General features: G+C 66.7%; 21 protein-coding genes and 1 riboswitch. Of the genes, 12 read left to right on the top strand and 9 right to left on the bottom strand.

Annotated elements, in window-relative coordinates; translation table 11 throughout:
• Nucleotides 1-15: 15 nt before the first annotated feature.
• Together WFK98_RS03335 and WFK98_RS03340 are read right to left on the bottom strand one after the other, a co-directional pair.
• Complete coding sequence (locus tag WFK98_RS03335; protein ID WP_336799276.1) at nt 16-621, bottom strand: TMEM175 family protein; 606 nt, start codon at nt 619-621, stop codon at nt 16-18.
• Between the two features lie 85 nt (nt 622-706).
• On the bottom strand, nt 707-1,690 hold the full coding sequence (locus WFK98_RS03340) for a helix-turn-helix domain-containing protein (protein WP_266339725.1): 984 nt from the start codon (nt 1,688-1,690) through the stop codon (nt 707-709).
• Between the two features lie 167 nt (nt 1,691-1,857).
• A riboswitch (TPP riboswitch) is annotated at nt 1,858-1,980 on the top strand.
• A gap of 65 nt (nt 1,981-2,045) precedes the next feature.
• Between WFK98_RS03340 and thiM the strand changes: the two genes are divergently transcribed.
• From thiM to WFK98_RS03360, 4 genes are all read left to right on the top strand, one after another.
• Nucleotides 2,046-2,882: a hydroxyethylthiazole kinase gene (gene thiM, locus WFK98_RS03345; RefSeq protein WP_336799277.1), complete on the top strand. Its 837-nt coding sequence runs from the start codon at nt 2,046-2,048 to the stop codon at nt 2,880-2,882.
• Nucleotides 2,882-3,523 carry a thiamine phosphate synthase gene (gene thiE / locus WFK98_RS03350; protein WP_266339727.1) on the top strand — a complete coding sequence of 214 codons (642 nt, stop codon included), beginning with the start codon at nt 2,882-2,884 and terminating at the stop codon, nt 3,521-3,523. Before thiM ends, thiE begins: the two co-directional genes overlap by 1 nt.
• Before the next feature lie 103 nt (nt 3,524-3,626).
• Nucleotides 3,627-5,222, top strand: a complete 1,596-nt coding sequence (aceB, locus tag WFK98_RS03355; RefSeq protein ID WP_336799278.1) for a malate synthase A — start codon at nt 3,627-3,629, stop codon at nt 5,220-5,222.
• A 184-nt stretch (nt 5,223-5,406) separates the two neighbouring features.
• Entirely contained in the window at nt 5,407-5,973 is a 567-nt protein-coding gene (locus tag WFK98_RS03360; RefSeq protein WP_336799279.1) for a glyoxalase superfamily protein, read from the top strand.
• Between the two features lie 78 nt (nt 5,974-6,051).
• On the opposite strand, the gene WFK98_RS03365 is transcribed toward WFK98_RS03360, so the two are convergent.
• The 3 genes from WFK98_RS03365 to WFK98_RS03375 all read right to left on the bottom strand — a co-directional run bounded on the left by WFK98_RS03365 (nt 6,052) and on the right by WFK98_RS03375 (nt 10,706).
• Entirely contained in the window at nt 6,052-7,551 is a 1,500-nt protein-coding gene (locus tag WFK98_RS03365; RefSeq protein WP_336799280.1) for an MDR family MFS transporter, read from the bottom strand.
• A gap of 178 nt (nt 7,552-7,729) precedes the next feature.
• Nucleotides 7,730-9,298 (bottom strand): DHA2 family efflux MFS transporter permease subunit, encoded by a 1,569-nt coding sequence (locus tag WFK98_RS03370; protein WP_266339731.1) that lies wholly within the window; start codon nt 9,296-9,298, stop codon nt 7,730-7,732.
• Between the two features lie 163 nt (nt 9,299-9,461).
• The gene (locus WFK98_RS03375) at nt 9,462-10,706 is read right to left on the bottom strand and encodes an HlyD family secretion protein (RefSeq protein ID WP_336799281.1); all 1,245 of its coding nucleotides are present in this window, start codon (nt 10,704-10,706) and stop codon (nt 9,462-9,464) included.
• A 253-nt stretch (nt 10,707-10,959) separates the two neighbouring features.
• On the opposite strand from WFK98_RS03375, the gene WFK98_RS03380 reads away from it, so the two are divergent.
• Entirely contained in the window at nt 10,960-11,622 is a 663-nt protein-coding gene (locus WFK98_RS03380) for a TetR/AcrR family transcriptional regulator C-terminal domain-containing protein (protein WP_266339733.1), read from the top strand.
• 48 nt (nt 11,623-11,670) lie between these two features.
• Here WFK98_RS03380 and WFK98_RS03385 read toward each other — a convergent pair whose 3' ends face one another.
• A complete protein-coding gene (locus WFK98_RS03385; protein ID WP_266339734.1) occupies nt 11,671-12,291 on the bottom strand; it encodes a L,D-transpeptidase in 621 nt (206 codons plus the stop codon).
• 239 nt (nt 12,292-12,530) lie between these two features.
• Here WFK98_RS03385 and WFK98_RS03390 point away from each other — a divergent pair, with 239 nt between their 5' ends.
• The 6 genes from WFK98_RS03390 (at nt 12,531) to WFK98_RS03415 (ending at nt 19,034) form a co-directional block, all read left to right on the top strand.
• On the top strand, nt 12,531-14,282 hold the full coding sequence (locus WFK98_RS03390; protein WP_336799282.1) for an ABC transporter ATP-binding protein/permease: 1,752 nt from the start codon (nt 12,531-12,533) through the stop codon (nt 14,280-14,282).
• Nucleotides 14,283-14,431: 149 nt separating this feature from the next.
• Complete coding sequence (locus tag WFK98_RS03395; RefSeq protein ID WP_266339736.1) at nt 14,432-14,899, top strand: DoxX family protein; 468 nt, start codon at nt 14,432-14,434, stop codon at nt 14,897-14,899.
• Between the two features lie 217 nt (nt 14,900-15,116).
• The gene (gene hisS / locus WFK98_RS03400; protein ID WP_336799283.1) at nt 15,117-16,607 is read left to right on the top strand and encodes a histidine--tRNA ligase; all 1,491 of its coding nucleotides are present in this window, start codon (nt 15,117-15,119) and stop codon (nt 16,605-16,607) included.
• Between the two features lie 5 nt (nt 16,608-16,612).
• Nucleotides 16,613-17,725 carry an ATP phosphoribosyltransferase regulatory subunit gene (locus tag WFK98_RS03405; RefSeq protein ID WP_336799284.1) on the top strand — a complete coding sequence of 371 codons (1,113 nt, stop codon included), beginning with the start codon at nt 16,613-16,615 and terminating at the stop codon, nt 17,723-17,725.
• Nucleotides 17,722-18,708: an ATP phosphoribosyltransferase gene (gene hisG / locus WFK98_RS03410; protein ID WP_266339739.1), complete on the top strand. Its 987-nt coding sequence runs from the start codon at nt 17,722-17,724 to the stop codon at nt 18,706-18,708. Before WFK98_RS03405 ends, hisG begins: the two co-directional genes overlap by 4 nt.
• 167 nt (nt 18,709-18,875) lie before the next feature.
• Entirely contained in the window at nt 18,876-19,034 is a 159-nt protein-coding gene (locus WFK98_RS03415) for a hypothetical protein (protein ID WP_266339740.1), read from the top strand.
• On the opposite strand, the gene WFK98_RS03420 is transcribed toward WFK98_RS03415, so the two are convergent.
• Nucleotides 19,031-19,681 (bottom strand): DNA-3-methyladenine glycosylase I, encoded by a 651-nt coding sequence (locus tag WFK98_RS03420; protein ID WP_336799285.1) that lies wholly within the window; start codon nt 19,679-19,681, stop codon nt 19,031-19,033. The genes WFK98_RS03415 and WFK98_RS03420 overlap by 4 nt on opposite strands.
• Before the next feature lie 291 nt (nt 19,682-19,972).
• Here WFK98_RS03420 and WFK98_RS03425 point away from each other — a divergent pair, with 291 nt between their 5' ends.
• Nucleotides 19,973-20,749: a L,D-transpeptidase gene (locus tag WFK98_RS03425; RefSeq protein WP_266339742.1), complete on the top strand. Its 777-nt coding sequence runs from the start codon at nt 19,973-19,975 to the stop codon at nt 20,747-20,749.
• A 71-nt stretch (nt 20,750-20,820) separates the two neighbouring features.
• On the opposite strand, the gene WFK98_RS03430 is transcribed toward WFK98_RS03425, so the two are convergent.
• Together WFK98_RS03430 and WFK98_RS03435 are read right to left on the bottom strand one after the other, a co-directional pair.
• Entirely contained in the window at nt 20,821-21,423 is a 603-nt protein-coding gene (locus WFK98_RS03430) for a hypothetical protein (protein ID WP_266339743.1), read from the bottom strand.
• A gap of 104 nt (nt 21,424-21,527) precedes the next feature.
• On the bottom strand, nt 21,528-22,565 hold the full coding sequence (locus WFK98_RS03435) for a bifunctional riboflavin kinase/FAD synthetase (protein WP_336799286.1): 1,038 nt from the start codon (nt 22,563-22,565) through the stop codon (nt 21,528-21,530).
• Nucleotides 22,566-22,680 lie beyond the last annotated feature (115 nt).

The raw sequence follows: 22,680 nt of genomic DNA on the forward strand, positions 1-22,680 counted from the left end.
CGGCGTTGCCGGGCGCTATCGTTCCGGTGGGGCCTGGCCGGGATGGGCGGCGAGCAGCACGCGCTCGACACGGCGGTCCGGCACCAGCCAGATCAGCGCCACGGCCACATAGCAGCCGATCGCGATCCACGGGCTCAGGAAGGCGAGGGCGATCGCGGCCGCGTAGATGGCGACCGAGATCCGGCCCTTTCTGTCCTTGCCGAAGGCGATCGCGATGGGCGACTCCGAGCCCTCGAGGCGGATCAGCGCACGGGCGAGGATGTAGTATGCGATGCCGGACATCATCAGCACGAAGCCATAGACGGCGACCGGTACGGATTCGATGTGGTTCTCGCCCATCCAGGCCGTGGTGAAGGGCATCAGCGACAGCCAGAACAGCAGGTGCAGATTGGCCCAGAGGACGCCGCCGCGCACATGCCGCACGGCGTGGAACATGTGATGGTGGTTGTTCCAGTAGATGCCGATCATGACAAAGCTCAGCACATAGCTGAGAAAGACCGGCAGCAGCGGCAGCAGCGTGTGGATGTCCGCTTCGTGCGGCACCTTCAGTTCCAGCACCATGATGGTGATGATGATGGCGATGACGCCGTCGCTGAACGCCTCGATCCGGCTCTTGTTCATGCCCCTCGCTCCGTCGCCATGGCCCTGCCACGCTAGTCCTTTGCGCGTCGCCGCTCCATCCCTTCGGCGATCGCGCAGGCCTTGGTCAGGCCTCTAGCCAGAGGCGCGCCTTCATCGCCCGCACTCCGGTCGGGGTGTCGCCGAAGCGGCGGCGGAAGCTGCGGTTGAAATGCGAGAGATCGGTGAAGCCAGCTTCGCTGGCGATCTCGATGATCTTCATATGGCGGGCGTCAGGGTCGCGCAGGCGCTTCAGCACCATCGCGAGACGGGCGTTCAGCACATGCTCGGCGAAGGTCTGGCCGGTTTCTTCCAGCAGCACGTGAACGTAGCGCGGCGTGATGCCGAGCCGCGCCGCCAGGCGGGCGGCGCTGAACTTCGGGTCGTGGCTCTCCTTTTCGATGGCGCGCAGGATGGTGGCGCGCCTGGCGGCGCGGACGCCGCCGGCCTCGGCCTGCTCGCGCGCCTCGCCGCTGGCGCCGAGCGCGACGGCGATCAGGTCGACGAGATGTTCGCCGAAGACGCGCGCGGTCGTATTGCCGAGTGGCGCGCCATGGCTGAACAGGCCTTCGAGGTAGCTGGTGAGCAGGCGCAGCGCGAAGGCATGGTCGCCGAGCGGCGCGCCGGCGAGGCGGTCGATGCGCGGCGTCAGGGTTGCGATGTGGGCGCGCGAGGTGCGCACGCCCCAGTAGCGCGTCGCCGTCTCCATGCGCAGTCCGCCGGTCTGCGAACTGTCGCAGAGAAGGCCGTCGCCGGGAGCGATGCGGCGCGGCTCGCCCTGCGTCGCCATCATTTGTCCCTCGACGCAGAGAAAGGCGAACAGCGCGTCGTTGCCGTCTCGCACCAGGCTCGGCGTGCGCAGATAGCTCGCCGGCGAGGTGGAGATGATGGCGATATCGACAGGGCCGGCCTGGCAGAGCTCGATCTCGCCTTCGAACGGGCTGTCGTCGTGGCGGACGATGTCGAGCGCGACGGCGCGGCGGACGATCTCCTCGCAGAAAACGGGGAATCGGTCCTTCGCGGGCAGGGCCTGCGTGGAAAACTGCTGGCGGCCGGGATAGGGCTGGAGCATGCGGCGGGTCTCGTGCGGCGGCCGAGGCCTCGGCCCGGACGCGGATTGCAAAGGCGAAAGCTAGCAGGCCCCGAGGTTAGGTCGCCGTGACCGCGGTCACAAGGGCCCGGCAGGTCCGTTGACGACCGCTTGCCCCTTGCCTGGATGCCAAGCCGTGATAGGGTCCGCTCGTCTCATCGGGGTGCCCTGATCCATCGGATTTTCCGGCGGATCCTGGCTGAGAGGTCTTTGGACTAACCCGCGAACCTGATCCGGATCATGCCGGCGGAGGGATTGAGTCAAGCGCCTGGATGCTTCCGCACCTGGATGACCTTGCCATCGTTCCGTCCTGCGTCACAGCAAAGGACGTCCATTCTTGTCTCCCACCCAACATCGCCACCTGACGGTCGCCGACGCCGCCGGCGCGCTCGAAGCCATGCGCGCCGCCCGTCCGCTCGTGCAGAACATCACCAATTACGTCGCCATGACGATCTCGGCCAATGTGCTGCTCGCCGTCGGCGCGTCGCCGGCCATGGTGCACGCCGCCGAGGAGGTCGACGAGTTCGTCGCGATCTCCAGCGCGCTGGTGATCAATATCGGCACGCTGTCGCCGCAATGGATCGAGGGCATGCGCCGCGCGGTGAAGCAGGCGGTGGCGCTCGGCAAGCCCTGGGTCCTCGATCCGGTCGGCTGCGGCGCCACGAAGTTCCGCACCGATTTCGCCGTCGAGATGAGCCGGGCCGGCCCGGCGATCATCCGCGGCAATGCGAGCGAGATCATGAGCCTGGCGGGAGCCGCCGGGGCAGGGGGCAAGGGCGTCGATTCGACCGCCTCGTCCGATGCGGCGCTCGCAGCCGGCAAGGCGCTGGCGCGCGCCAGCGGCGCGGTCGTCGCCATCACCGGCGAGACCGACTACGTCACGGACGGGGATACGGTGGTGGCAGTCACCGGCGGCAGTCCGCTGATGCCGCTTTCGACCGCTCTCGGCTGCGCGCTTTCGGCGACCGTGGCGGCGTTCGCGGCCGTGCGTCCGCCCTTCGAGGCCGCCGTGGCGGCGCTCGCCGTCTATGGCGCCGCCGGCGCCGCGGCCGCTGCGCGCGTGACCGGGCCGGGACACCTTCCCGCCGAACTGTGCGATGCGCTCCACGCCGCCGATGCCGGCATGCTCGAGCGTTACGCCACGATCAAGACCGTTGAAGAGGTGAATGTCTGATGAGCCGTCCTTTCGATCTTTCGCTCTATCTCGTCACCGACGAGGATCTTGCCGGGCCGCGCGGCGTCGTCGAGACCGTCCGCGCCGCCATTGATGGCGGCGTCACGCTCGTCCAGCACCGCTTCAAGCAGGGTTCGACCCGCGATTTCGTCGCGACGGCGTCGGCGCTGGTCGACCTGCTGCGGCCGCGCGGCATCCCGCTCATCATCAATGATCGCGTCGACGTCGCGCTGGCGGTCGACGCCGATGGCGTGCATGTCGGCCAGAGCGACATGCGGGTCGCCAAGGTGCGCGAGCTGATCGGCCCGGATCGCATCCTCGGCCTGTCGGCGGCGCAGATGCACGAACTGACGCCGGAAGAACTCGGCCCGATCGACTATCTCGGTGTCGGCCCGGTCTTCGCCACCTCGACCAAGCCGAATGCGCCGGATCCGATCGGCTTCGAGCATCTCGGTCGCGTCAAGAGGACGGTGGGCCTGCCCGTCGTCGCCATCGGCGGCCTGAAGCCGGAGCATGTCGAACCGACGCTGGCAGCGGGCGCCGATGGCCTCGCCATTGTCTCCGCCATCATCGCGGCGGAAGACCCTGCGGCGGCAGCGCGCGATTTTTCCACCCGGATCGCGCGCTATCGCGGCAAGTAGGCGACCTTTTCCAATTCGGAACAAGTTCTGCCCTGATCGTGCAGGTTCAGTTGAAGACGGTGGCGTGGCATAGTCGCTCCAACGTTCCCACCGAGGAGTTGTCATGTCCGCCACCAACGCTGAACGTCTGGCTGTGAAGGGGGAGATCGGTCCCCGCTTCGACGAGATCCTGACGCCGGAGGCGCTCGCCTTCGTCGCCGAACTGCACGGCCGGTTCGACGCCAAGCGCCGGGCCCTGCTCGAGTTCCGCAACGAGCGCCAGGTCTTCTTCGACAATGGCGGCCTGCCGGACTTCCTGCCCGAGACCAAGGCGATCCGCGAAGGCGACTGGAAGGTCGCGCCGATCCCGGCCGACCTGCAGGATCGTCGCGTCGAGATCACCGGCCCGGTCGACCGCAAGATGATCGTCAACGCGCTGAACTCGGGCGCGAAGGTTTTCATGGCCGACTTCGAGGATGCGTCCTCGCCGGTCTGGGCCAACATGGTCGAGGGCCAGCTCAATCTCAGGGATCGCTGGGAAAACCGGATCGACTTCACCGATCCGCGCACCGGCAAGGCCTACAAGCTCGGCGCCAATCCGGCCGTGCTGATCATCCGTCCGCGCGGCTGGCACCTGCCCGAGCGCCACATCACCTTCGACGGCATGGACGCATCCGGCTCGCTGGTCGATTTCGGCCTCTATGTCTTCCACAACGCCAAGGCGGCGCTGGCGCAGGGTTCGGGCCCGTATTTCTACCTGCCCAAGACCGAGAGCCATCTGGAGGCCCGTCTCTGGGACGAGGTCTTCACCTATGCCGAGGAGGCGCTTGGCCTCGCGCATGGCACGATCAAGGCGACCGTGCTGATCGAGACGCTGCCGGCGGCCTTCGAGATGGACGAGATCCTCTACGAGCTGAAGGATCACATGGCCGGCCTCAATTGCGGCCGCTGGGACTACATCTTCTCGTTCATCAAGACGCTGCGCAACAACAAGGCGTTCCTGCTGCCGGATCGCGGCCAGGTCGTCATGGGCAAGGCCTTCCTGCTCGCCTATTCGGAACTCCTGATCAAGACCTGCCACCGCCGCGGCGCCTTCGCCATGGGCGGCATGGCGGCGCAGATCCCGATCAAGAACAATCCCGAGGCCAACGAGGCGGCTTTCGCCAAGGTGCGCGCCGACAAGGAGCGCGAGGCCAATGCCGGCCATGACGGCACCTGGGTGGCGCATCCCGACCTCGTGCCGGTCGCCATGGAAGTGTTCGATCGCCTGATGCCGACGCCGAACCAGCTCTCGCGCCTGCGCGAGGAGGTTTCCTTCGGCCAGAAGGACATGCTCGCGATCCATGACGGCACCCGCACGGAAGAGGGCCTGCGCCACAACATCCGCGTCGGCGTCCAGTATATCGAGGCATGGCTGCGCGGTCGCGGCGCGGTGCCGATCTACAACCTGATGGAAGATGCGGCGACGGCCGAGATCAGCCGTGCCCAGATCTGGCAGCAGCTGAACTTCGAGGCGACGCTGGAAGACGGCCAGAAGGTGATGGAGGAACTGTTCCGCCGCGCGCTGGCCGAGGAGATGGAAGTGGTGAAGGGTGAGGTCGGTCCGGACAATTATGCCGCCGGTCGCTTCCCCGAGGCGATCAGCCTGTTCGCCAAGCTCTCGACGGCCAAGACCTTCGAGCCGTTCCTGACGGTGCCGGCCTACAAGCTGATCGACTGAGCCGATTGACGCGTCGACCGCGTCGACTAAGATCGCGGCAGGCTGGTGCAGCCTGCCGCTTGCGCCCTTCGGGGTATGGTGAATGCACCGGATGAACCGAACCTGATCCGTTGGCCCCGGCGAACGCCTCAGCAATGCAAGCACTGACGTGACTGCGTTCGCCCTGAGGCAAGGAACAGGTTGTATGCGCGATTTTCGCGATGCCAAATCCATGGCAAAGGCGCTGCGGGCGGTGATGGCCGAGCGCGATATCGAACTCACCCACGGCGAAACGCTCGAGATCGTAGCCCGCCAGTTCGGGCTCGACGACTGGAACGTCCTCGCGGCGGCGATCGCCGCCGAAGCCGACCCGATCAAGGCTGCCGCGGCGGACGGATTGCAATTCACTCGGGTGATCCCGATCCTGCGGATCTTCGACATCGCCAAGGCGATGGAATTCTATCGCGATTTCCTCGGCTTCCATGTCGATTGGGAGCATCGCTACGGCGAGGGCATGCCGCTCTATGCGCAGATCTCGCGCGCCGGCGCGGTGCTGCATCTCTCCGAGCATCACGGCGACGCCAGCCCTGGCTCGACCGTGTTCGTCTGGATGCGCGGGATCGAGGCCTTCCACCGCGAGCTTCTGGCCAAGAAGTATGGCTATTCGCGCCCGGGGCTTCAGGATACCGGCTTTGACGCCCGCATGGTGCAGGTGCCGGATCCGTTCGGCAACCGCATCCGCTTCCATGAGGCTAATTCCGAAAGCCCGTAGTCGTCCGGCGTGTTCCAGCGCGCGAGCGACTTCCGAAAATCGCCCCAACCCGACCGCTCGGGTTGGGGCCTTGTGCGTCTAGACCTCGACCGCCGAAGGGGCGGGGCCGCGGGTGCTGCGCAGCGGGCGCTCTTCCATGATCGCGAGCAGCGCCAGCGAAATGGCGATGCAGATCGTTGCCGCGATGAACACGCCACGGAAAGCGCCGGCGAGCGAAATGCCGGCCCCAGCTGCTGCGGCAATCTTGGCCTCGACCGATCCGCCTTCGCCGCCGGAGATCGCACCGAGGCCGGCGAGGAAGATCGCGCCGAAGGCTGCGACCAGGATGGCGCTGCCGAGCGAGCGCATGAAGTTGATCGTCGCCGTCGCGGTACCGAGGTGATGCGCCTGCACGGCGTTCTGGGCCACCACGATCGTCACCGGGAATAGCGTGCCGAGGCCGGCGCCGATGAAGGCCAGGACGATCTCGATCGAGATCACGTCCATCCGGCCGGCAAAGGCGGCGAGCAGGGCGGTCAGGATCATCGCGACGGCCAGGCCGATGGTCGGCGAGCGCTTGTAGTGCTGGACGCGGGCCATGACGCGGCCGGAGAACTGGGCGCCGAACACCGTTCCGATCGAGAGGGGGATCAGCGCGAAGCCCGATTCCGCCGCCGACAGATGCAGCACCGACTGGAAGAACAGCGGCATGTAGATCGACAGGCCGACCATGGTGCCGATGCCGAAGAAGCCGGCGAGCGTCGCCGTCGCCACCACCTGGTCGCGCAGCACGCCGACCGGCAGGAATGGCTCCGGCGCTGTCAGGACGCGAGCGACGAAGAGCACCCACGCCGCCGCCGAGGCCAGCAGGAGCGAGATGATCGGCAGCGAGCCCCACGGATAGTTGACGCCGCCCCAGCTCAGCGCCAGCAGCAGCAGCACGGCCGCCGCCACCAGCAGCACGGCGCCGACCACGTCGAGCCGGTGCGGGCGATCGTTGCGCGGCAGCTTCTTCAGTGCGTTGAACGTCATGGCGAAGGCGATGAGGCCGAGCGGCAGGTTGATCCAGAAGATGACCGACCAGTGCAGCGCCTCGGAAAGCACGCCGCCCAGCACCGGGCCGGCGACGCTGGCGCTGGCGAAGACGGCGCCGAAATAGCCCATGTACTTGGCGCGCTCCTTGGGCGGGATCGCGTCGCCCGTGATCGTATGGGCCAGCGAGATCAGGCCGCCTCCGCCGAGACCCTGCAGGAAACGGGCGAGGATCAGCCCGGTCATGGTTGGCGCCAGCGCGCAGGCGATCGACCCGACGATGAAGATGGCGATGGCGATCAGCAGTACCGTGCGCCGGCCATGGATGTCGCTGAGCTTGCCGTAGAGCGGCGTCACCGCCGTCGATGACAGCAAGTAGGCGGTCACGACCCAGGCGATGTTCTGCAGGTCACCGAGCTCGCGGCCGATGGTCGGCAGCGCGGTTGCCACGATGGTCTGGTCGAGAGCGGCCAGGAACATGGCCAGCATGACGCCGAGGACGATCGAGCGAACGGTCGCATGGTCGAGCGGAGCCGGACCTGGGCGCGAGGAAACGGAAGCATCCATGGAATATCGCCAATGTGATTGTGCGCCCGCCGGGGGTGGGCCGGGCAAGAGGGGCGCCTGAGGAATCTGGTTCAGCCAGGGCACCCGACACTAGTCCTGTTGCCCGCCGATCTCAATCCGCGGTCTTGGATCGAGCGAGGGGCGAGTGGCGGGAGCCCGGAGGATGAACTGGGACGGCCTAGTGGCCGCCCCCGCCGCCTGCCGGTGCGCCCTGCGGCTTCTGCGCCAGCGGGACCAGCAGGACTATTCCCGCGAAGATGACGGCGAGCACGAGGAACACGTCCGAGAACGCCATCACCAGGGCCTCGCGCTTGACCGACTGGGTCAAGGTCTTGATCGCCGCCAGGTTGGCGTCGGAGCCGAGCGTGGCGGCGAAGCCCTTCGTCATGGCGTCGAGCCGCTCGGTCGCCGCCTCGCGGCCCCACTGCACCTGCTCGTGCAGTCGGGTGATGTGCAGGTCCCAACGGTTGTTGAGGATCGTCGTGATGACGGCGAGGCCGACCGCGCCGCCGAGGTTGCGCGTCAGGTTGAAGAGGCCGGAGGCGTTCTTCATCCGCTCGGGCGGCAGCGTGCCGAGCGCCAGCATCGAGACGGGCATCATCGACGTCATCAGCGCGACGCCGCGCATGGCCTGCGGGATGAACAGCTCGCTGAACGCCCAGTCCTTGGTGATCGGCACCAGTTCGAGGCAGGAAAGCGCGAACAGCGACAGGCCGAACGCCATCATGTAGCGCGGGTCCATCTTCTGGCCGAGGCGGCCGACGATCGGTGCCGTCATCATCATGAACAGGCCGGTGACGAACATGGTCTCGCCGATCTGCAGCGAATCATAGCCGCGCACGCGGGCGAGATAGACCGGATAGAGGTAGACCAAGCCGTAGAGGCCGACGCCGAGCATGAAGGAGAACAGCGCGCCGGTCGCGAAGTTGCGGTTCTGGAAGGCGCGCACGTCGACGATCGGTTCGTCGGTCTTCAGCACCCGCCAGAAGAACAGCACGCCTGCGACTACGGTCACCACGGCCAGCGCGGCGATGGTCTCGTCCTGGAACCAGTCATTGGCCGAGCCCTCCTCGAGTACGTATTCGAGGCTGCCGAGGAAGGCGGCGAGCGTGATCAGGCCGATATAGTCGAAGCGCTGCAGCAGCTTGAAATTGGGCTTGTCCCAGTCGACGAAGCTGAGCACGCCGATCGTGACGGCGATGCCGGGGATCACGTTGACCAGGAACAGCCAGTGCCAGGAGAAGATGTTGGTGAGATAGCCGCCAATGGTCGGGCCGACGGTCGGCGCCAGCGTCGCGATCAGGCCGACGATGGCCGAGACCATGGCGCGGCGATTGGGCGGGAAGATCGTGAAGGCGGCCGCGAACACGGCCGGGATCATGCCGCCGCCGATGAAGCCCTGCAGCGCGCGCCAGACGATCATCTCGCCGATCGAGTTCGACGTGGCGCAGCCGATCGAGGTGATGGTGAAGCCGCCGGCGGCGATGGCGAAGAGATAGCGGGTCGAGAGCGCGCGGCCGAGGAAGCCCGAGAGCGGGATCATGATGATCTCGGCGATCAGGTAGGCCGTCTGCACCCAGGAGATTTCCTGCGCGCTGGCGGAAAGGCCCGCCTGGATCTCGGTCAGCGACGACGAGACGATCTGGATGTCGAGGATCGCCATGAACATGCCGACGGCCATGGCGACGAAGCCAAGCGTGCGGCGCGGCGTCATTTCGGGCAGGGCGGGCTGTTGGGGTCCGGCCATGATCGTCTCCTCGGGCGTCAGCCCCGAATGGGCGCCGGCGTCGGCGCCGGCATCACGGCCGTGCGGGGACGGTCGATTTCAACGAGAGGGGAGCCGGAAAGCCGGTAGGGACGACAGGACCGGTTCCCCTCTCGAAGCGCTCCCCGATGGGGAGAAGCTGCTTTCAGTTGGCGGCGGCCGCCTTGGTCTCACCGCCGGTGCGGCTGTCGATGTCGACGACGACCGACAGGCCGGGACGGAGATGGCCCTTCGCGGCCTCGGCGGCCGGGATGCGGATGCGGACCGGCACGCGCTGGGTGATCTTGGTGAAGTTGCCGGTGGCGTTGTCGGGCGGCAGCAGGCTGAACACGGCGCCCGATGCGGGTGCGACGCTGTCGACGACGCCTTCGATCGTGCCGTCCGAATAGGCGTCGACGCTGACGCTCGCGGCCGCGCCCGGCCGGATGCGGTCTAGCTGCGTCTCCTTGAAGTTCGCGTCGACATAGACGTCCTGCAGCGGCACCAATGCCAGCAGGCGCTGGCCGGTGGCGACATACTGGCCCGGATTGACGGCGCGGTTGCCGATCACGCCGTCGAACGGCGCGCGCACGACCATGTGCTCGAGATCCAGCTTCTTCTGCGCCAGCGTCGTCTGATCCTGGTCGAGCGCGCGCTGCGCCTCGACGCGCTGCGCCTGCAGCACCGCGACATTGGCCTCGGCCGTGGTCAGGCCAGCCTTGGCCGATTCCACGGCGGCGGCGGTCTTGTCCTTGGTCGCCTGCGCCTGCTGCAGCGCCTGCTGCGTCGCGAACTGGTTCTTGGCGAGCGCGGTGGCGCGGCCGAGATCCGCCACGGCGAGTTCGGCGTCGGCATTGGCCGAGGCAATCGACGTGCGGGCCTGCGCGACGCCGGCCTGGCCGGCCTCGATCTGGCGGTCGATGCGGTCGATGGCGGCCTGCTGGGCGGCGATCTGGTTCTGTGCCGCCTCGACGGCCAGCTTCTGGTCGGCATCGTCCAGATAGACAAGCGGGTCGCCCGTCTTCACCGCGGTGTTGTTGGCGACGGCGACGCTGGTGACGTAGCCGGGCAGGCGCGGCGCCACGGTCGCGGTGTCGGCGCCGACATAGGCGTCGTCCGTCGAGACCATGAAGCGGCCGACCGTCCACCATTCGTGGCCGAAATAGGCGCCGGCCGCGATCGCGACGACGCCGACGGTCAGGAGAAGAAACCGCCGCCGCCCGCCGCGCTTGGCCGGGGGTGGGGCGATCGCAGGCTTGGCTTCGCCGCTGTTGCCGGGCGCGGAGGGCCGCTCGGCAATGGGCGCAGCCGCCGGCGGCGGCGGTGTGGCTTCGGCGGTGCGGCGCTGGATCGGCTCCAGCTCGGAAACGCCGGTATCTTCAGGGGTCTCGACAAGTGCGACCTTTGCCATGACTCGTCTCCTGTCTTTCAGCCCCGGGAATAGGGTTTGACCGAACCGTTCGGTCAACGGCGCTTGAATTAGTCCCATTGAGGGGTTAAATCAAGATCGAACTGAACGGTTCGGTCAAATAATCTTGCACCGCAGCACAAGGGGCGGTGCCGGTTGGATTGGCAACCGCTTCTTGGTACTTTGGAATTCAGAAAATGCGGGGCCTGACTCGACGCTGCATCGAGCAGACGGCCCGCGGCGAAGGAGAATGGCCGTGTCACTCGTCGACACCACCCGTGACGCCGAAGAGGGCGGAGCGGGGCAGGATTCGCGCAAACGCGAACAGATCATGCGCGGTGCCAGCCAGGTCTTCCTCGAGAAGGGCTTCGACGCGGCGAGCATGAACGACATCGCGCGCGCAGCCGGCGTCTCCAAGGGCACGCTCTATGTCTACTTTGAAAACAAGGAGCGCCTCTTCATCGAGTTGATCTCGGCCGAGAAGCGCGAGGAACTGTTCCGGATCGTGATGCTCGATTTCGAGAATCACGATGTCGAGGCGGTGCTGAAGAAATTCGGCCGCGAGCTTTGCACGATCCTGACCAAGCCCTACTACATCAAGGCGATGCGGTCGGTGTTCTCGATCATCAACAGGATGCCGGAAGTCGGGGCGGAATTCTATTCGAACGGCCCGATGCTCTGCACGCAATTGCTGGCCAAATATCTGGACGCCCAGACCAAGGCCGGCATTCTGGAGATCGAGGATTGCCTGCTGGCGGCGCAGCAGTTCGTCGAGCTGTCGCAGAGCGGCGTCATGCGCAGCGTGCTGTTCGGCGTGATCGACAGCCCGGGACCCGAGGAAATCGCGCGGCGCGTCGACAGCGCGGTCACGATTTTCATGAAGGCCTACAAGGCGCCGCAGTCGGCCTTCGCCAACTGAGGCGGCCTGGCCGGGACGCCGCGGGGCGGCATCCCGGATCGTTCGGAACTAGCGGACGATGACCTTGGTGCCGATCGGCACGCGGTCATAGAGGTCGCTCACATCGGCATTCACCATGCGGATGCAGCCCGACGAGACGTTGTGGCCGATCGTCCAGGGCTCGCTGGTGCCGTGGATGCGGAAGATGGTGTCCTGGCCGCCGCGATAGAGATACATGGCGCGCGCGCCGAGCGGGTTCTGCGGGCCGCCTTCCATGTAGGCCGGCAGGATACGGCCCTTCTTGCGCTCGCGGCGGATCATTTCCGCCGGCGGCGTCCAGCCGGGCCATTCCGCCTTGCGGCCGATCTTCACATTGCCCTGCCAGCCGAAGCCTTCGCGACCGACACCGACGCCGTAGCGCAGTGCCTTGCCGTTGCCCTCGACCAGGTAGAGGAACTTGTCGCCGGTATCGATGATGATCGTGCCGGGCTTCTCGTTGGTGTCGAAGCGCACCCGCTGCTTCTGGTACTTGTAGGGCAGCGGAGCCCCGGGTCCGGAAGCGCGCGGGCCGAAATTGTCGCTGCCCTGAAACAGCTTCTGGAAGAAATTCTGGGCGTTGGCGCTGCCGCCTCCGGTCAGGGATACCGCACCGGCCAGAAGCGAGGCGGCAAGGATGCGTCGGAAGTTCATGGAATCCCCCATTTAGGCCCATCGCACCGGTCGGCGCGGTCTCGAGCAAAGGATAGAATCGCTGTCGATCTGCGGCAACCGGCCAACGAATCACGCGGCCGTGATTGTGATCGCGATCACAGAAACGGCATTCTCCCGGTCGGCCATTAATGTTCGGTAACGCGGCGGCAATGTCGTCGTCAGGTCAGCGTCCCGATAGTGGGCAGTCAGACAGCAACCGGTGCTGGTCGGAGAACTCTATGCACAAGCTCAAGTCGGCGCTTGGAACGGTCCTGCGCATCGCGCTTCCCTATTTCCGCTCTTCGGAAATGTGGATTGCGCTCGGTCTGCTCGGCATCGTCATCGGGCTGCGATTGTTCAACGTCTGGCTGGACGTCAAATTCAACTATTGGAACAATGACTTCTATACGGCGCTGCAGAAGAAGGACTGGTCGACCTTCGCCTACCAGATGTTCGTCGTGTTCTCCTGGATCGCGGCGCTCTCGATCATCACCACGGTCTACCAGCTCTATTTTTCGCAATGGCTGCAGATCCGCTGGCGCAATTGGCTGACGCACAAATATCTCGACGGCTGGATGTCGAAGGGCACGCATTACCGGATGCGGCTGACCGGAAACCCCGCCGACAACCCCGACCAGCGTATCGCCGAGGACGCAGACCGCTTCACCGATGGCTTCCTGTCGATCGGCGTCGCGCTGCTCGGCCAGGTCGTCACGCTCGTCACCTTCATCTTCATCCTGTGGAGCCTGTCGTCGACGGCGCCGCTGATCATCTTCGGCAAGAGCTACGCCATCCCCGGCTATCTGGTCTGGCTGGCGCTCGGCTATGCGATCCTCGGCACGCTGGTGACGCATTGGGTGGGCAAGCCGCTGGTGGCGCTGAGCTACCAGCAGCAGCGCTACGAGGCCGATTTCCGCTTCGCGCTGGTGCGGCTTCGCGAGAATGGCGAGGAAGTGGCGCTGCTGAAGGGCGAGCCGGCCGAGCGCGTCGGCCTCTATGACCGCTTCGGCTCGGTGCTCTCGAATTTCTACCAGATCATGAGCCGGACCAAGAAGCTGACCTTCCTGACCGCCGGCTACAGCCAGCTCGCCGTCATCTTCCCGTTCATCCTGGTCAGTCCTCTCTATTTCGCCGGTACGCTCGAACTCGGCGGTCTGACGCAAATCGCCTCCGCCTTCGGCACGGTGCAGGGCGCGCTGTCGTTCTTCGTTTCCGCTTATTCGACGCTGGCAACCTGGAAGGCCGTCGTTGACCGTCTCGATGGCTTCGAGCGCGCAATCGAGCACTCCGAGGCGCTGGAGACGACCGGGCCGAAGCTGCAGCCCGACAGCGCCGGTTCGGATCTTGTCATCCGCGATCTCGTCGTGCATCTCCCGGACGGTCGCGAGATCGTCGACGTGCCCCAACTGACGCTCGCGCCGCGCGAGCGCGTCCTGCTGACGGGACCGTCCGGCTCCGGCAAGTCGAGCCTGTTCCGGGCGCTGAGCGGCATCTGGCCGTTCGGCAATGGCCAGGTCCATATCCCGAACGGGGCGGATCTGCTGACCCTGCCGCAGGGAGCCTACATGCCGCTCGGCACGATCCGCGCCGCGCTCGCCTATCCGCGCGACGCTGAAACGCTCGCGACCGAGGAGGCGACGGAGGCGCTGGAGGCGGTCGGCCTGTCGCGCCTGGTGCCGGAGCTCGATGTCGACGTGCACTGGGGCAATCGCCTCTCCGGCGGCGAGCAGCAGCGCATCGCCATCGCCCGCGCCATCCTCGCCAAGCCGGACTGGCTGCTGCTCGACGAGGCGACGAGCGCGCTCGACGAAAAGGCCGAGGCGCATGTCTACAACCTCATCCGCGAGCGGCTGCCGCAGACCACGGTCATCTCGATCGGCCATCGCTCCAGCCTGACCGCGCTGCACGACCGCTTCCTCGAACTGGTCGAGAATGGCGGTGGCGGTCATGTGCTGGTCGAGCGGCAGGAAGCGGCGACGCAGATGGCCTGACAAGCCGTTTCGCTCAAGCGCTCCGGACGGGAATTGTTTGCCCACGTTGAACAGTGTGTCGTGCGGCAGCTACGTTTCGAGCGCCAATCGGATGGGCTATCTTTGGGTCCAGATCAATCGAACGCGCCATCCGGCGTCTGGAGTTGCACATGTCCGATACCACGTCGTCGCAGAAGCTGATCGTCCCCGCCTTTGGCGGCCTCTATGCAGCTTCTCCGTTCTTTGAGGCGGTCCTCCGCTTCGTCGTCGGCTTCTGGCTCGTCCCGCATGGTGCGCAGAAGCTGTTTGGCCTCTTCGGCGGCGGCGGCATCGAGGGCACTGCCGGCTTCTTCGCGCAGATCGGCCTGCAGCCGGCCGTGCTGCTGGCGACGCTTGCTGGCCTCGGCGAATTCTTCGGTGGCCTGTTTCTGGCGATCGGCCTGCTGACCCGCCCGGCCGCCCTGGTCGCCGCCTTCGTGCTGCTGGTCGCCACGCTGTCGGTCCATATCGGCAACGGCTTCTTCATGGCCTCGGGTGGCTTCGAGTACGCTTCGCTCTGGTTCTTCGCCGCGCTCTACTTCGTCTTCAAGGGCGGCAACGAATATTCGGTCGACGCCAAGCTCGGCCGCGCCTTCTAAGCGCTTCGTTCGCAGTACGCTTTGAAAAGGCCGCCCCTCGGGGCGGCCTTTTTGCTTTGCCGTCATGATGTCGTGAGGTTGCCCGTTCAAGGTCGATGCGGTACGAAACGCGCCGCTGAACCCGGTGCGAAACCTGCCGGATGATGCGGTACAGTCGGATCGCCCGAGAGACGGGCGGGAGACCGGCAAGAGACTGAAAAGAGACGGGATCGACGACATGGCCGAGAAAGACAAGACGAACGCCCTGAAGGCGCGCCTGCCGCGCGGGCTCGTCGATCGCCATGCCGGCGCGATCAAGGCGGCGGACCGGATGCTCGCCACGATCCGGGGAGTCTACGAGCTCTACGGCTTCGAGCCGGTCGAGACCCCGCTGATCGAATATACGGATTCGCTCGGCAAGTTCCTGCCCGACCAGGACCGCCCCAACGAGGGCGTGTTCTCGTTCCAGGACGATGACGAGCAGTGGCTGAGCCTGCGCTATGACCTGACCGCGCCGCTCGCCCGCTACGTCGCCGAGAACTACGACCAGCTGCCGAAGCCCTATCGCAGCTACCGCAATGGCTGGGTGTTCCGCAACGAGAAGCCGGGTCCCGGCCGCTTCCGCCAGTTCATGCAGTTCGACGCCGATACGGTGGGCTCCGCGTCGCCGGCCGCCGATGCCGAGATGTGCATGATGATGGCGGACACGATCGAGGCGCTCGGCATCAGCCGCGGCGACTACGTGATCCGCGTCAACAATCGCAAGGTGCTCGACGGCGTCATGGAGGCGATCGGCCTTTCCGGCGCCGAGCATGCCGGCACGCGGCTGACCGTGCTGCGCGCCATCGACAAGCTCGACAAGTTCGGTCCCGAGGGCGTCCAGCTGCTGCTCGGCGCGGGCCGCAAGGACGAGAGCGGCGACTTCACCAAGGGCGCGGGCCTCGACGAGGCCGGCGTCGCCACGGTGATGAAGTATGTCGCGGCGCAGTCGAGCGTCGGCAACGAGGCGACCGTCGCCAGCATCCGTAAGAACATCGAGATGGGCCCGTCGGGCGTCGAGGGCCTGAACGAACTCGACCAGATCGCCGTGATCACGACGGCGGCCGGCTATTCCGATCGCATCAAGATCGACCCCTCCGTCGTGCGCGGCCTCGAATATTACACGGGCCCCGTCTTCGAGGCGGAACTGCTGTTCGAGACGGTCAACGAGAAGGGCGAGCCGGCCCGCTTCGGCTCGGTCGGCGGCGGCGGCCGCTATGACGGCCTGGTCGGCCGCTTCCGCAACGAGGCGGTTCCCGCCACCGGATTCTCGATCGGCGTGTCGCGCCTGATGGCGGCGCTGACGGCGCTTGGCAAGATCTCCGCCGAGGCGGAGGTCGGACCCGTCGTGGTGACGATCTTCGATCGCGACCGTGTCGGCGAGTACCAGAAGATGGTCAAGGACCTGCGCGATGCCGGCATCCGCGCCGAACTCTATCTCGGCGGTTCCGGCCCCAAGGCGCAGCTGAAATATGCCGACAAGCGCAATTCGCCCTGCGTCGTCATCCAGGGCGGCGACGAGAAGGCGAAGGGCGTGATCCAGGTCAAGGATCTGGTGCTGGGTAAGCAGATGTCGACGGAGATCACCGACAACGCGGTCTGGCGCGAGGCGCGTCCGGCGCAGGTCGAGGTGCCGGAGGCGGATCTGGTGGCGGCGGTGCGCGAGATCCTCGCGCGGCAGGCGGGGTGACGGAAATGGTCGAGACAACCCGACTTCGCGTCCTCCTTTCCGAGGCGGGCTACCGCTTCGTTGAGCCGCCGATCGTCTCCGACGCCGACGTCTTTCTCGACGTGGCGGGCGAAGACCTGCGCCGGCGGCTCTATCTGACGACGAGCGCCGATGGCCGCGAACAGTGCCTGCGGCCGGAGTTCACCATCCCGGTCTGCCTGCAGCACATCGCTAGCGGCGATGCGCACCGCACCGCCGACTATGCCTATCTCGGCCCGGTCTTCCGCCAGCGCCCCGGCGGCGCGAATGGCGAGTTCCTGCAGGCGGGCGTCGAGTCGCTCGGCCGTACGGACCGCATCACCGCCGACGCCGACGTGCTGGCGCTGGCGCTCGATTCCGTCCGGGTTTACGGGCTCGACGAGCCGATCGTTCGCATCGGTGACTCCGCGCTCTTCGCCGCCATCATCGAGCAACTCGGCATTGCCGCCGTCTGGAAGCGCCGCCTGTCGCGCGCCTTCGGCGACCGCGCCCGTCTCGATGCCACCATCGCGCGGCTCGCCGCCGGCAGGTCGGCCGAAACCCCGGCGCATGCCGGTTTCCTCGCGGCAATAGACGGCACCGATCACGAGGCGGCGCATCGCATTGTCGAGGATCTTCTATCGATTGCCGGAATTCGCGCTGTCGGCGGCCGTTCGGCCGGCGAGATCGCGGATCGCTTCCTGGAGCAATCGGCGCTGGCGGCCGGCGGCGGGCTCGACGAGCGGGCGCAGGCCGTGCTTGGCCGTTTCCTCGGCATTGTCGGCACGCCTTCCGCCGTGCTCGGCGAACTGAAGGCGCTCTCGAATGACGAGAAGCTCGGCATGGACGCCTCGATCGAGGGATTCGAGAAGCGGGCGGAGGGCTTGGCGCGACGCGGCATCGATCTGGAGCGGCTCGATTTCGCCGCCGATTTCGGCCGTCGCCTCGACTATTACTCGGGCTTCGTCTTCGAAATCTACGACAAGGCGCTGCCGGCCGGCCAGCAGGTGGTCGGCGGCGGCCGCTACGACCGTCTGATGCCGTTGCTCGGCGCCAAGTCCACCGTGCCCGCCGTCGGCTTCGCCCTCTGGCTCGATCGCGTCAAGGGAGAAGCGGCATGACCGACGCCCCGCTCGTCCTCGCCGTGCCCTCCAAGGGCCGACTGCAGGAAAACGCCAACGCCTTCTTCGCCCGCGCCGGACTGCCCGTCGTGCAGCAGGGCAGCGAACGCTCCTATCGCGGCCGCATCGGCGGCCTGCCGGACGTCGAGGTTGCGTTTCTCTCGGCTTCCGAGATCACCCGCGAACTCGCCGCCGGCTCGGTCCATCTCGGCATCACCGGGCGCGACCTGGTCGAGGAGGAGGTTTCCGACTTCGCCGAGCGCCTCGATCTCGTGCTGCCGCTCGGCTTCGGCCATGCCGACGTCGTCGTCGCCGTGCCGGAGGCCTGGATCGACGTCCGCTGCATGGCCGATCTCGACGACGTGGCGGCGGATTTCCGCTCCCGCCACGGCCGCTGGCTGACGGTCGCCACCAAATACGTCAACCTGACCCGGCGCTTCTTCACCCGCCACGGCATCGCCGACTACCGCATTGTCGAGAGTCTGGGCGCCACCGAGGGCGCGCCGGCTTCGGGCGCCGCCGACCTGATCGTCGACATCACCTCGACCGGCTCGACGCTTGCCGCCAATGCGCTGAAGATCGTCGGCGACGGCGTGATCCTGCAGTCGGAGGCGCATCTGGTCGCGAGCCTCTCCGCCACGTGGAGCGGTGCGGCTCGCGGCGCGTTGCGCACCATCATCGACCGGATCGAGGCGGAATCGGCGGGGCGCTCGCTGCGTGAGATCCGCGCCGATGTCGCCGACGCGGAAGGCGCCGCCAGGGTCGCAGCCGACCGCTTCGGCGCGACGACGCCGTTCGGCATTCCGGCCAGCCATCTGCTGCTGCACTGCCCGGCCTCGAAGGTCTATGCTTGCGCCGAATGGCTGCGCACCGGCGCCGGGGCGCGCACCGTGGCCGTTTCCCGGCTCGATACGGTGTTCTCGGCGACGAGCCCGCTGGCCGAGCATCTGCTCGGCCGCATCGACGGCCGCGCCAAGGCCTGAGCCATCCCTTCAGCCTGGGGCACACCGCGCCTGAAAGGGCGCGGTGGCGTTTGGCTGCCTGCGCTTTGGCATGCAGGAATTGCATTGCTGCGTTGCAACATCATGTTTTGCATTGCGGCAGAATTCGCTTACCTTTGCGTCATCACCCACGACAGGGAGACACGCAGATGTTCAAGTCCTTGAAGAAGTTTCGTCGCAGCTGGTCGGAATACGTCAACTACGACCCGGAAGCCGCGCAGCTTGCCCAGGCTGGCGATCTGATCGACCTGGAAATGATCCAGCGCGACCTCGACCGTCGCGGCCGTCGTTCCTACGGCGGTTACTAGGTCGCCGAGGCCTTGCTCGGCAGCTTGAGTTCATAGCGGAGGCGCGTCGCCTCGGCGCGGCAGTGGCAGCCTTCGACGTGGTCGTTGACGAGACCCATCGCCTGCATGAAGGCGTAGACCGTGGTCGGGCCGACGAAGCTCCAGCCGCGTCGCTTGAGATCCTTCGACAAGCGCACCGAGGTCGGTGACGTGCTGTTGGCCGTCAGGCTCGCCTTGTCGAACGCAGTCGGTCGTTCGCTGGCCGGCGGCTCGAAGCTCCACACATAGGCGGCGATCGAGCCTTCGCTCTCGATCAGCTCCAGCGCACGCTTCGCATTGTTGATCGTCGAGACGATCTTGCCGCGATGGCGCACGATGCCGGGATCGGCGAGCAGGCGGGCGATGTCGTCGTCGCCGAACTTCGCCACCTCGGCCGGTTCGAAATTGGCGAAGGCCTGCCGGAAGGTCTCGCGCTTGCGCAGGATCGTCAGCCAGGACAGGCCGGACTGAAAGCCCTCGAGGCACAGCTTTTCGAACAGGCGGCGGTCGTCCGTGACCGGTCGACCCCATTCGGCGTCATGATAGGCCTGGTATTCGGCGGTGCCGTTTGACCACCAGCAGCGGGGAACGCCATCTTCGCCGGCTAGGATGCCATCTGGCAGGGTCATGGGCACGCTTTCCTGAAGTTCGTGTTTTGTTCCTGATCTTCTACGATTTCCCGGCCCGTCGAGGCAAGGCCTGCGGGACCGGCGAAGCGCTATCCGCCCCGTTAACAGCCTGGTAACGACCCGTTCACCGCCGCAATTGACGTTCAGGCCTCCTTCACGTTTCCTCTGCCAGCCTTATCTAGCTCAGGGGAGGATCGTTCCGGCTCGGCCGTGCGGTCGCTCCTCCCGGTCGCGGGACCGGGTGTCTTTCTTCCAGCGCGCCGTGGCGCGCGATTTCCTGTCGAGGCGTCCATGCGTAGTGCGCTGCAATCCGTCGTCCTGGTCGGGCTCGCCGTTTTCGGCCTGTCCGTTCTCCCCGCCAAGGCGCAGTTCTATGACGGCTCCGATGGCTATGACGACGGCTATGGCCGGTATGAGCGTCCCTACCGGTATGATCGCTACGACCGGTACGATCGCTATCGGCCGCGCCCGCCGGTGATGGTCGAACCCGAATATGGCCAGCCGGCCTGGTGGATGGAGCGGCCGCCCTACGGCGCGGAGCGCCGCGCACGCCGAGCGCCGCAGCAGGCGGGGCTGATGCCGCGCACCTCCGCGCCGAAGGCGCCCAAGGCCTCGCGCCAGTTCAATCCGGCCTTCCTGCCGGCGGTGGTCGACTATCACGGCCGCGAGAAGCCCGGTACGATCGTGATCGATACCGAGACGCGCTATCTCTACCTGGTCGAGGCGAACGGCACGGCGCGGCGCTATGGCGTCGGCGTCGGCAAGCCGGGCTTCGAATGGGCGGGTGTCCACACGATCACTCGCAAGGCGGAGTGGCCGAGCTGGACGCCGCCGGCGGAGATGCGCGCCCGCCGGCCGGGCCTGCCGGTCCGCATGGAAGGCGGCCTCGACAATCCGCTCGGCTCGCGCGCGCTCTATCTCGGCTCCTCGCTCTACCGCATCCACGGCTCCAACGAGCCCTGGTCGATCGGCCATGCGGTCTCGTCCGGCTGCATCCGCATGCGCAACCAGGATGTCGAGGATCTCTACGAGCGCGTCGGCATCGGCACGCGGGTCGTCGTCCGCTAGCGCGGGCGAGGGAAAGCGGACAACAAAAAAGGGGGCTTCGGCCCCCTTTCGATTTCGTCCCGCGTCCCGGCCTAGAAGGGCCAGAGCTTGCTGACGTCGAACTTCTTCTTGACCTTCTCCGGCTCGGTCATCGGCGCGTTCGGGTCGGAAGCGCGATAGTCGACGGGCGGCTCGGTCAGATATTTGCGGGTGGGGTTGCCATTGGCGTCGTAGGAACCCGATTTGCCGCTGTGCAGCGCATCCCAGGCCTTCTTGCCCTCGGCCTTGCGGGCCTCGTTGTATTCTTCCTCGCGGCGGTCGAACGAGGTCTGGCCGGGGGCCAGCTTCAGGTTCGGCGCGCCCTCGCTGTTCGGCGCCACCGCGTCATTCTCGCGCTTCTTGCGGCGGGCGAGATCCTTGTCCTTCGGCCAGTTGGCCTGGTCGGCCGAAGCGACGGCCTGGCCAGGCTGTGGCAGCGAGTTGGACGGCGGAACCACGATGCCGCCACGCGGCTTGTAGTCGATCGGCGGACGGTCCTCGCCGCCGAGGCTGGCGATGCTCATCACGTCCGTCAGCGTCTGCGTCTCGGGAGATACGCCGGTGCCGTAGGTCGTGCCGGAGCAGCCGGCGAGGGCGGTCAGGACAAGGGCTCCCGCAGGGAGAACCAGATAACGCTGAACAGTCGAAGCGGGCATGTCGATCGATCACTCCTGGGCGCGCTCGAATCGGCACACCTTAGCCTGTGTCCCACTAAACGCAGAAAAGCAGGCAAAATTCCGGCACGGTCTAGGCCGCCCTTCTACCGGATCGGCTCCCCCGGGGCAACACGCACGGTCGGCGCGATCCCGGCCAGGCGCTGGTCGAGCGCGGTGCCCGGGCCGGCCGCCGCAAGGATCCGGCGGGCGTCGAGCGAATCCCGGTCCATCTGCTCGATCAGGGCCTCGATCGAGGCGAATCGCGCCTCGGAACGCAGAAAGGCGTGGAAGGTGACCGCGACGGTCTCGTCGTAGAGCTGCTCGTTGAAATCGAACACATGCACTTCGAGCAGCACGGCGCCGTTGTCGAAGGTCGGCCGGCGGCCATAGCTGGCGACGGCGGGATGCACGCTGCCGTCGGCGCGCGTCAGCGTCACGGCGTAGATGCCGAGCGCCAGGCCGCAATCGGAAGGCAGCCGCACATTGGCCGTGGGATAGCCGAGCTCGCGGCCGCGCTTGTCGCCGTGCTGGACCGTGCCGCTGACGAACCAGCGATAGCCGAGCTCGGCATTGGCTGTCTCGACCGCGCCGCTTTCGAGCGCCTGCCGGACCCGACTCGAGGAAAAGGCGACGCCATGATCGTCCATGACGGCGCCGAGTACGGACATGGTAAAGCCCCGGCGCAACCCCTCATGCGCGAGGAAGGCCGGCGAGCCCTGCCGGTCATGGCCGAAGTGGAAGTCGTGGCCGATGATCGCGGCGGAGATGTCGAGCTGCCGCACCAGAATACGGTCGACGAAGTCGGCGGCGCTGGTCTTCGAGAATTCCTGGTCGAAATTGGCGACGACGATGCCGTCGAGCCCGAAGGCCGCCGCGATTCGCGCCTTGGCCTCGATCGGCGTCAGGCGGAACAGCGGCGTGTCGGGCCGGAACACGCTGCGCGGATGCGGTTCGAAGGTCAGCAGCAGCGAAGGCGTGCCATGGACCTTGGCCTCGCTGCGCGCCGCGTCGAGCAGCGCCTGGTGGCCGCGATGCATGCCGTCGAAATTGCCGATGGCAACCGCGCTGCGCCTGTATTCCGCCGGCAAGGCGTCGAGCGGCAGGATCCTGGCGGCGGGCAGGGGCGCGTGGGCGCTCGTCATGATGGCTCCAGTTGAGCCGGCCGAGGGGGCGACGGCGGCTGCGGCCGGAAACTGGCCTCTCGATCGGACATGGTCAAGCCGTCAGTTTGGTCGCGGGCCGCGGGCGCGTGCGGGA

The organism is Kaistia sp. MMO-174, assembly GCF_037147815.1.
GTDB classification, from domain to species: Bacteria; Pseudomonadota; Alphaproteobacteria; order Rhizobiales; family Kaistiaceae; genus Kaistia; species Kaistia nematophila.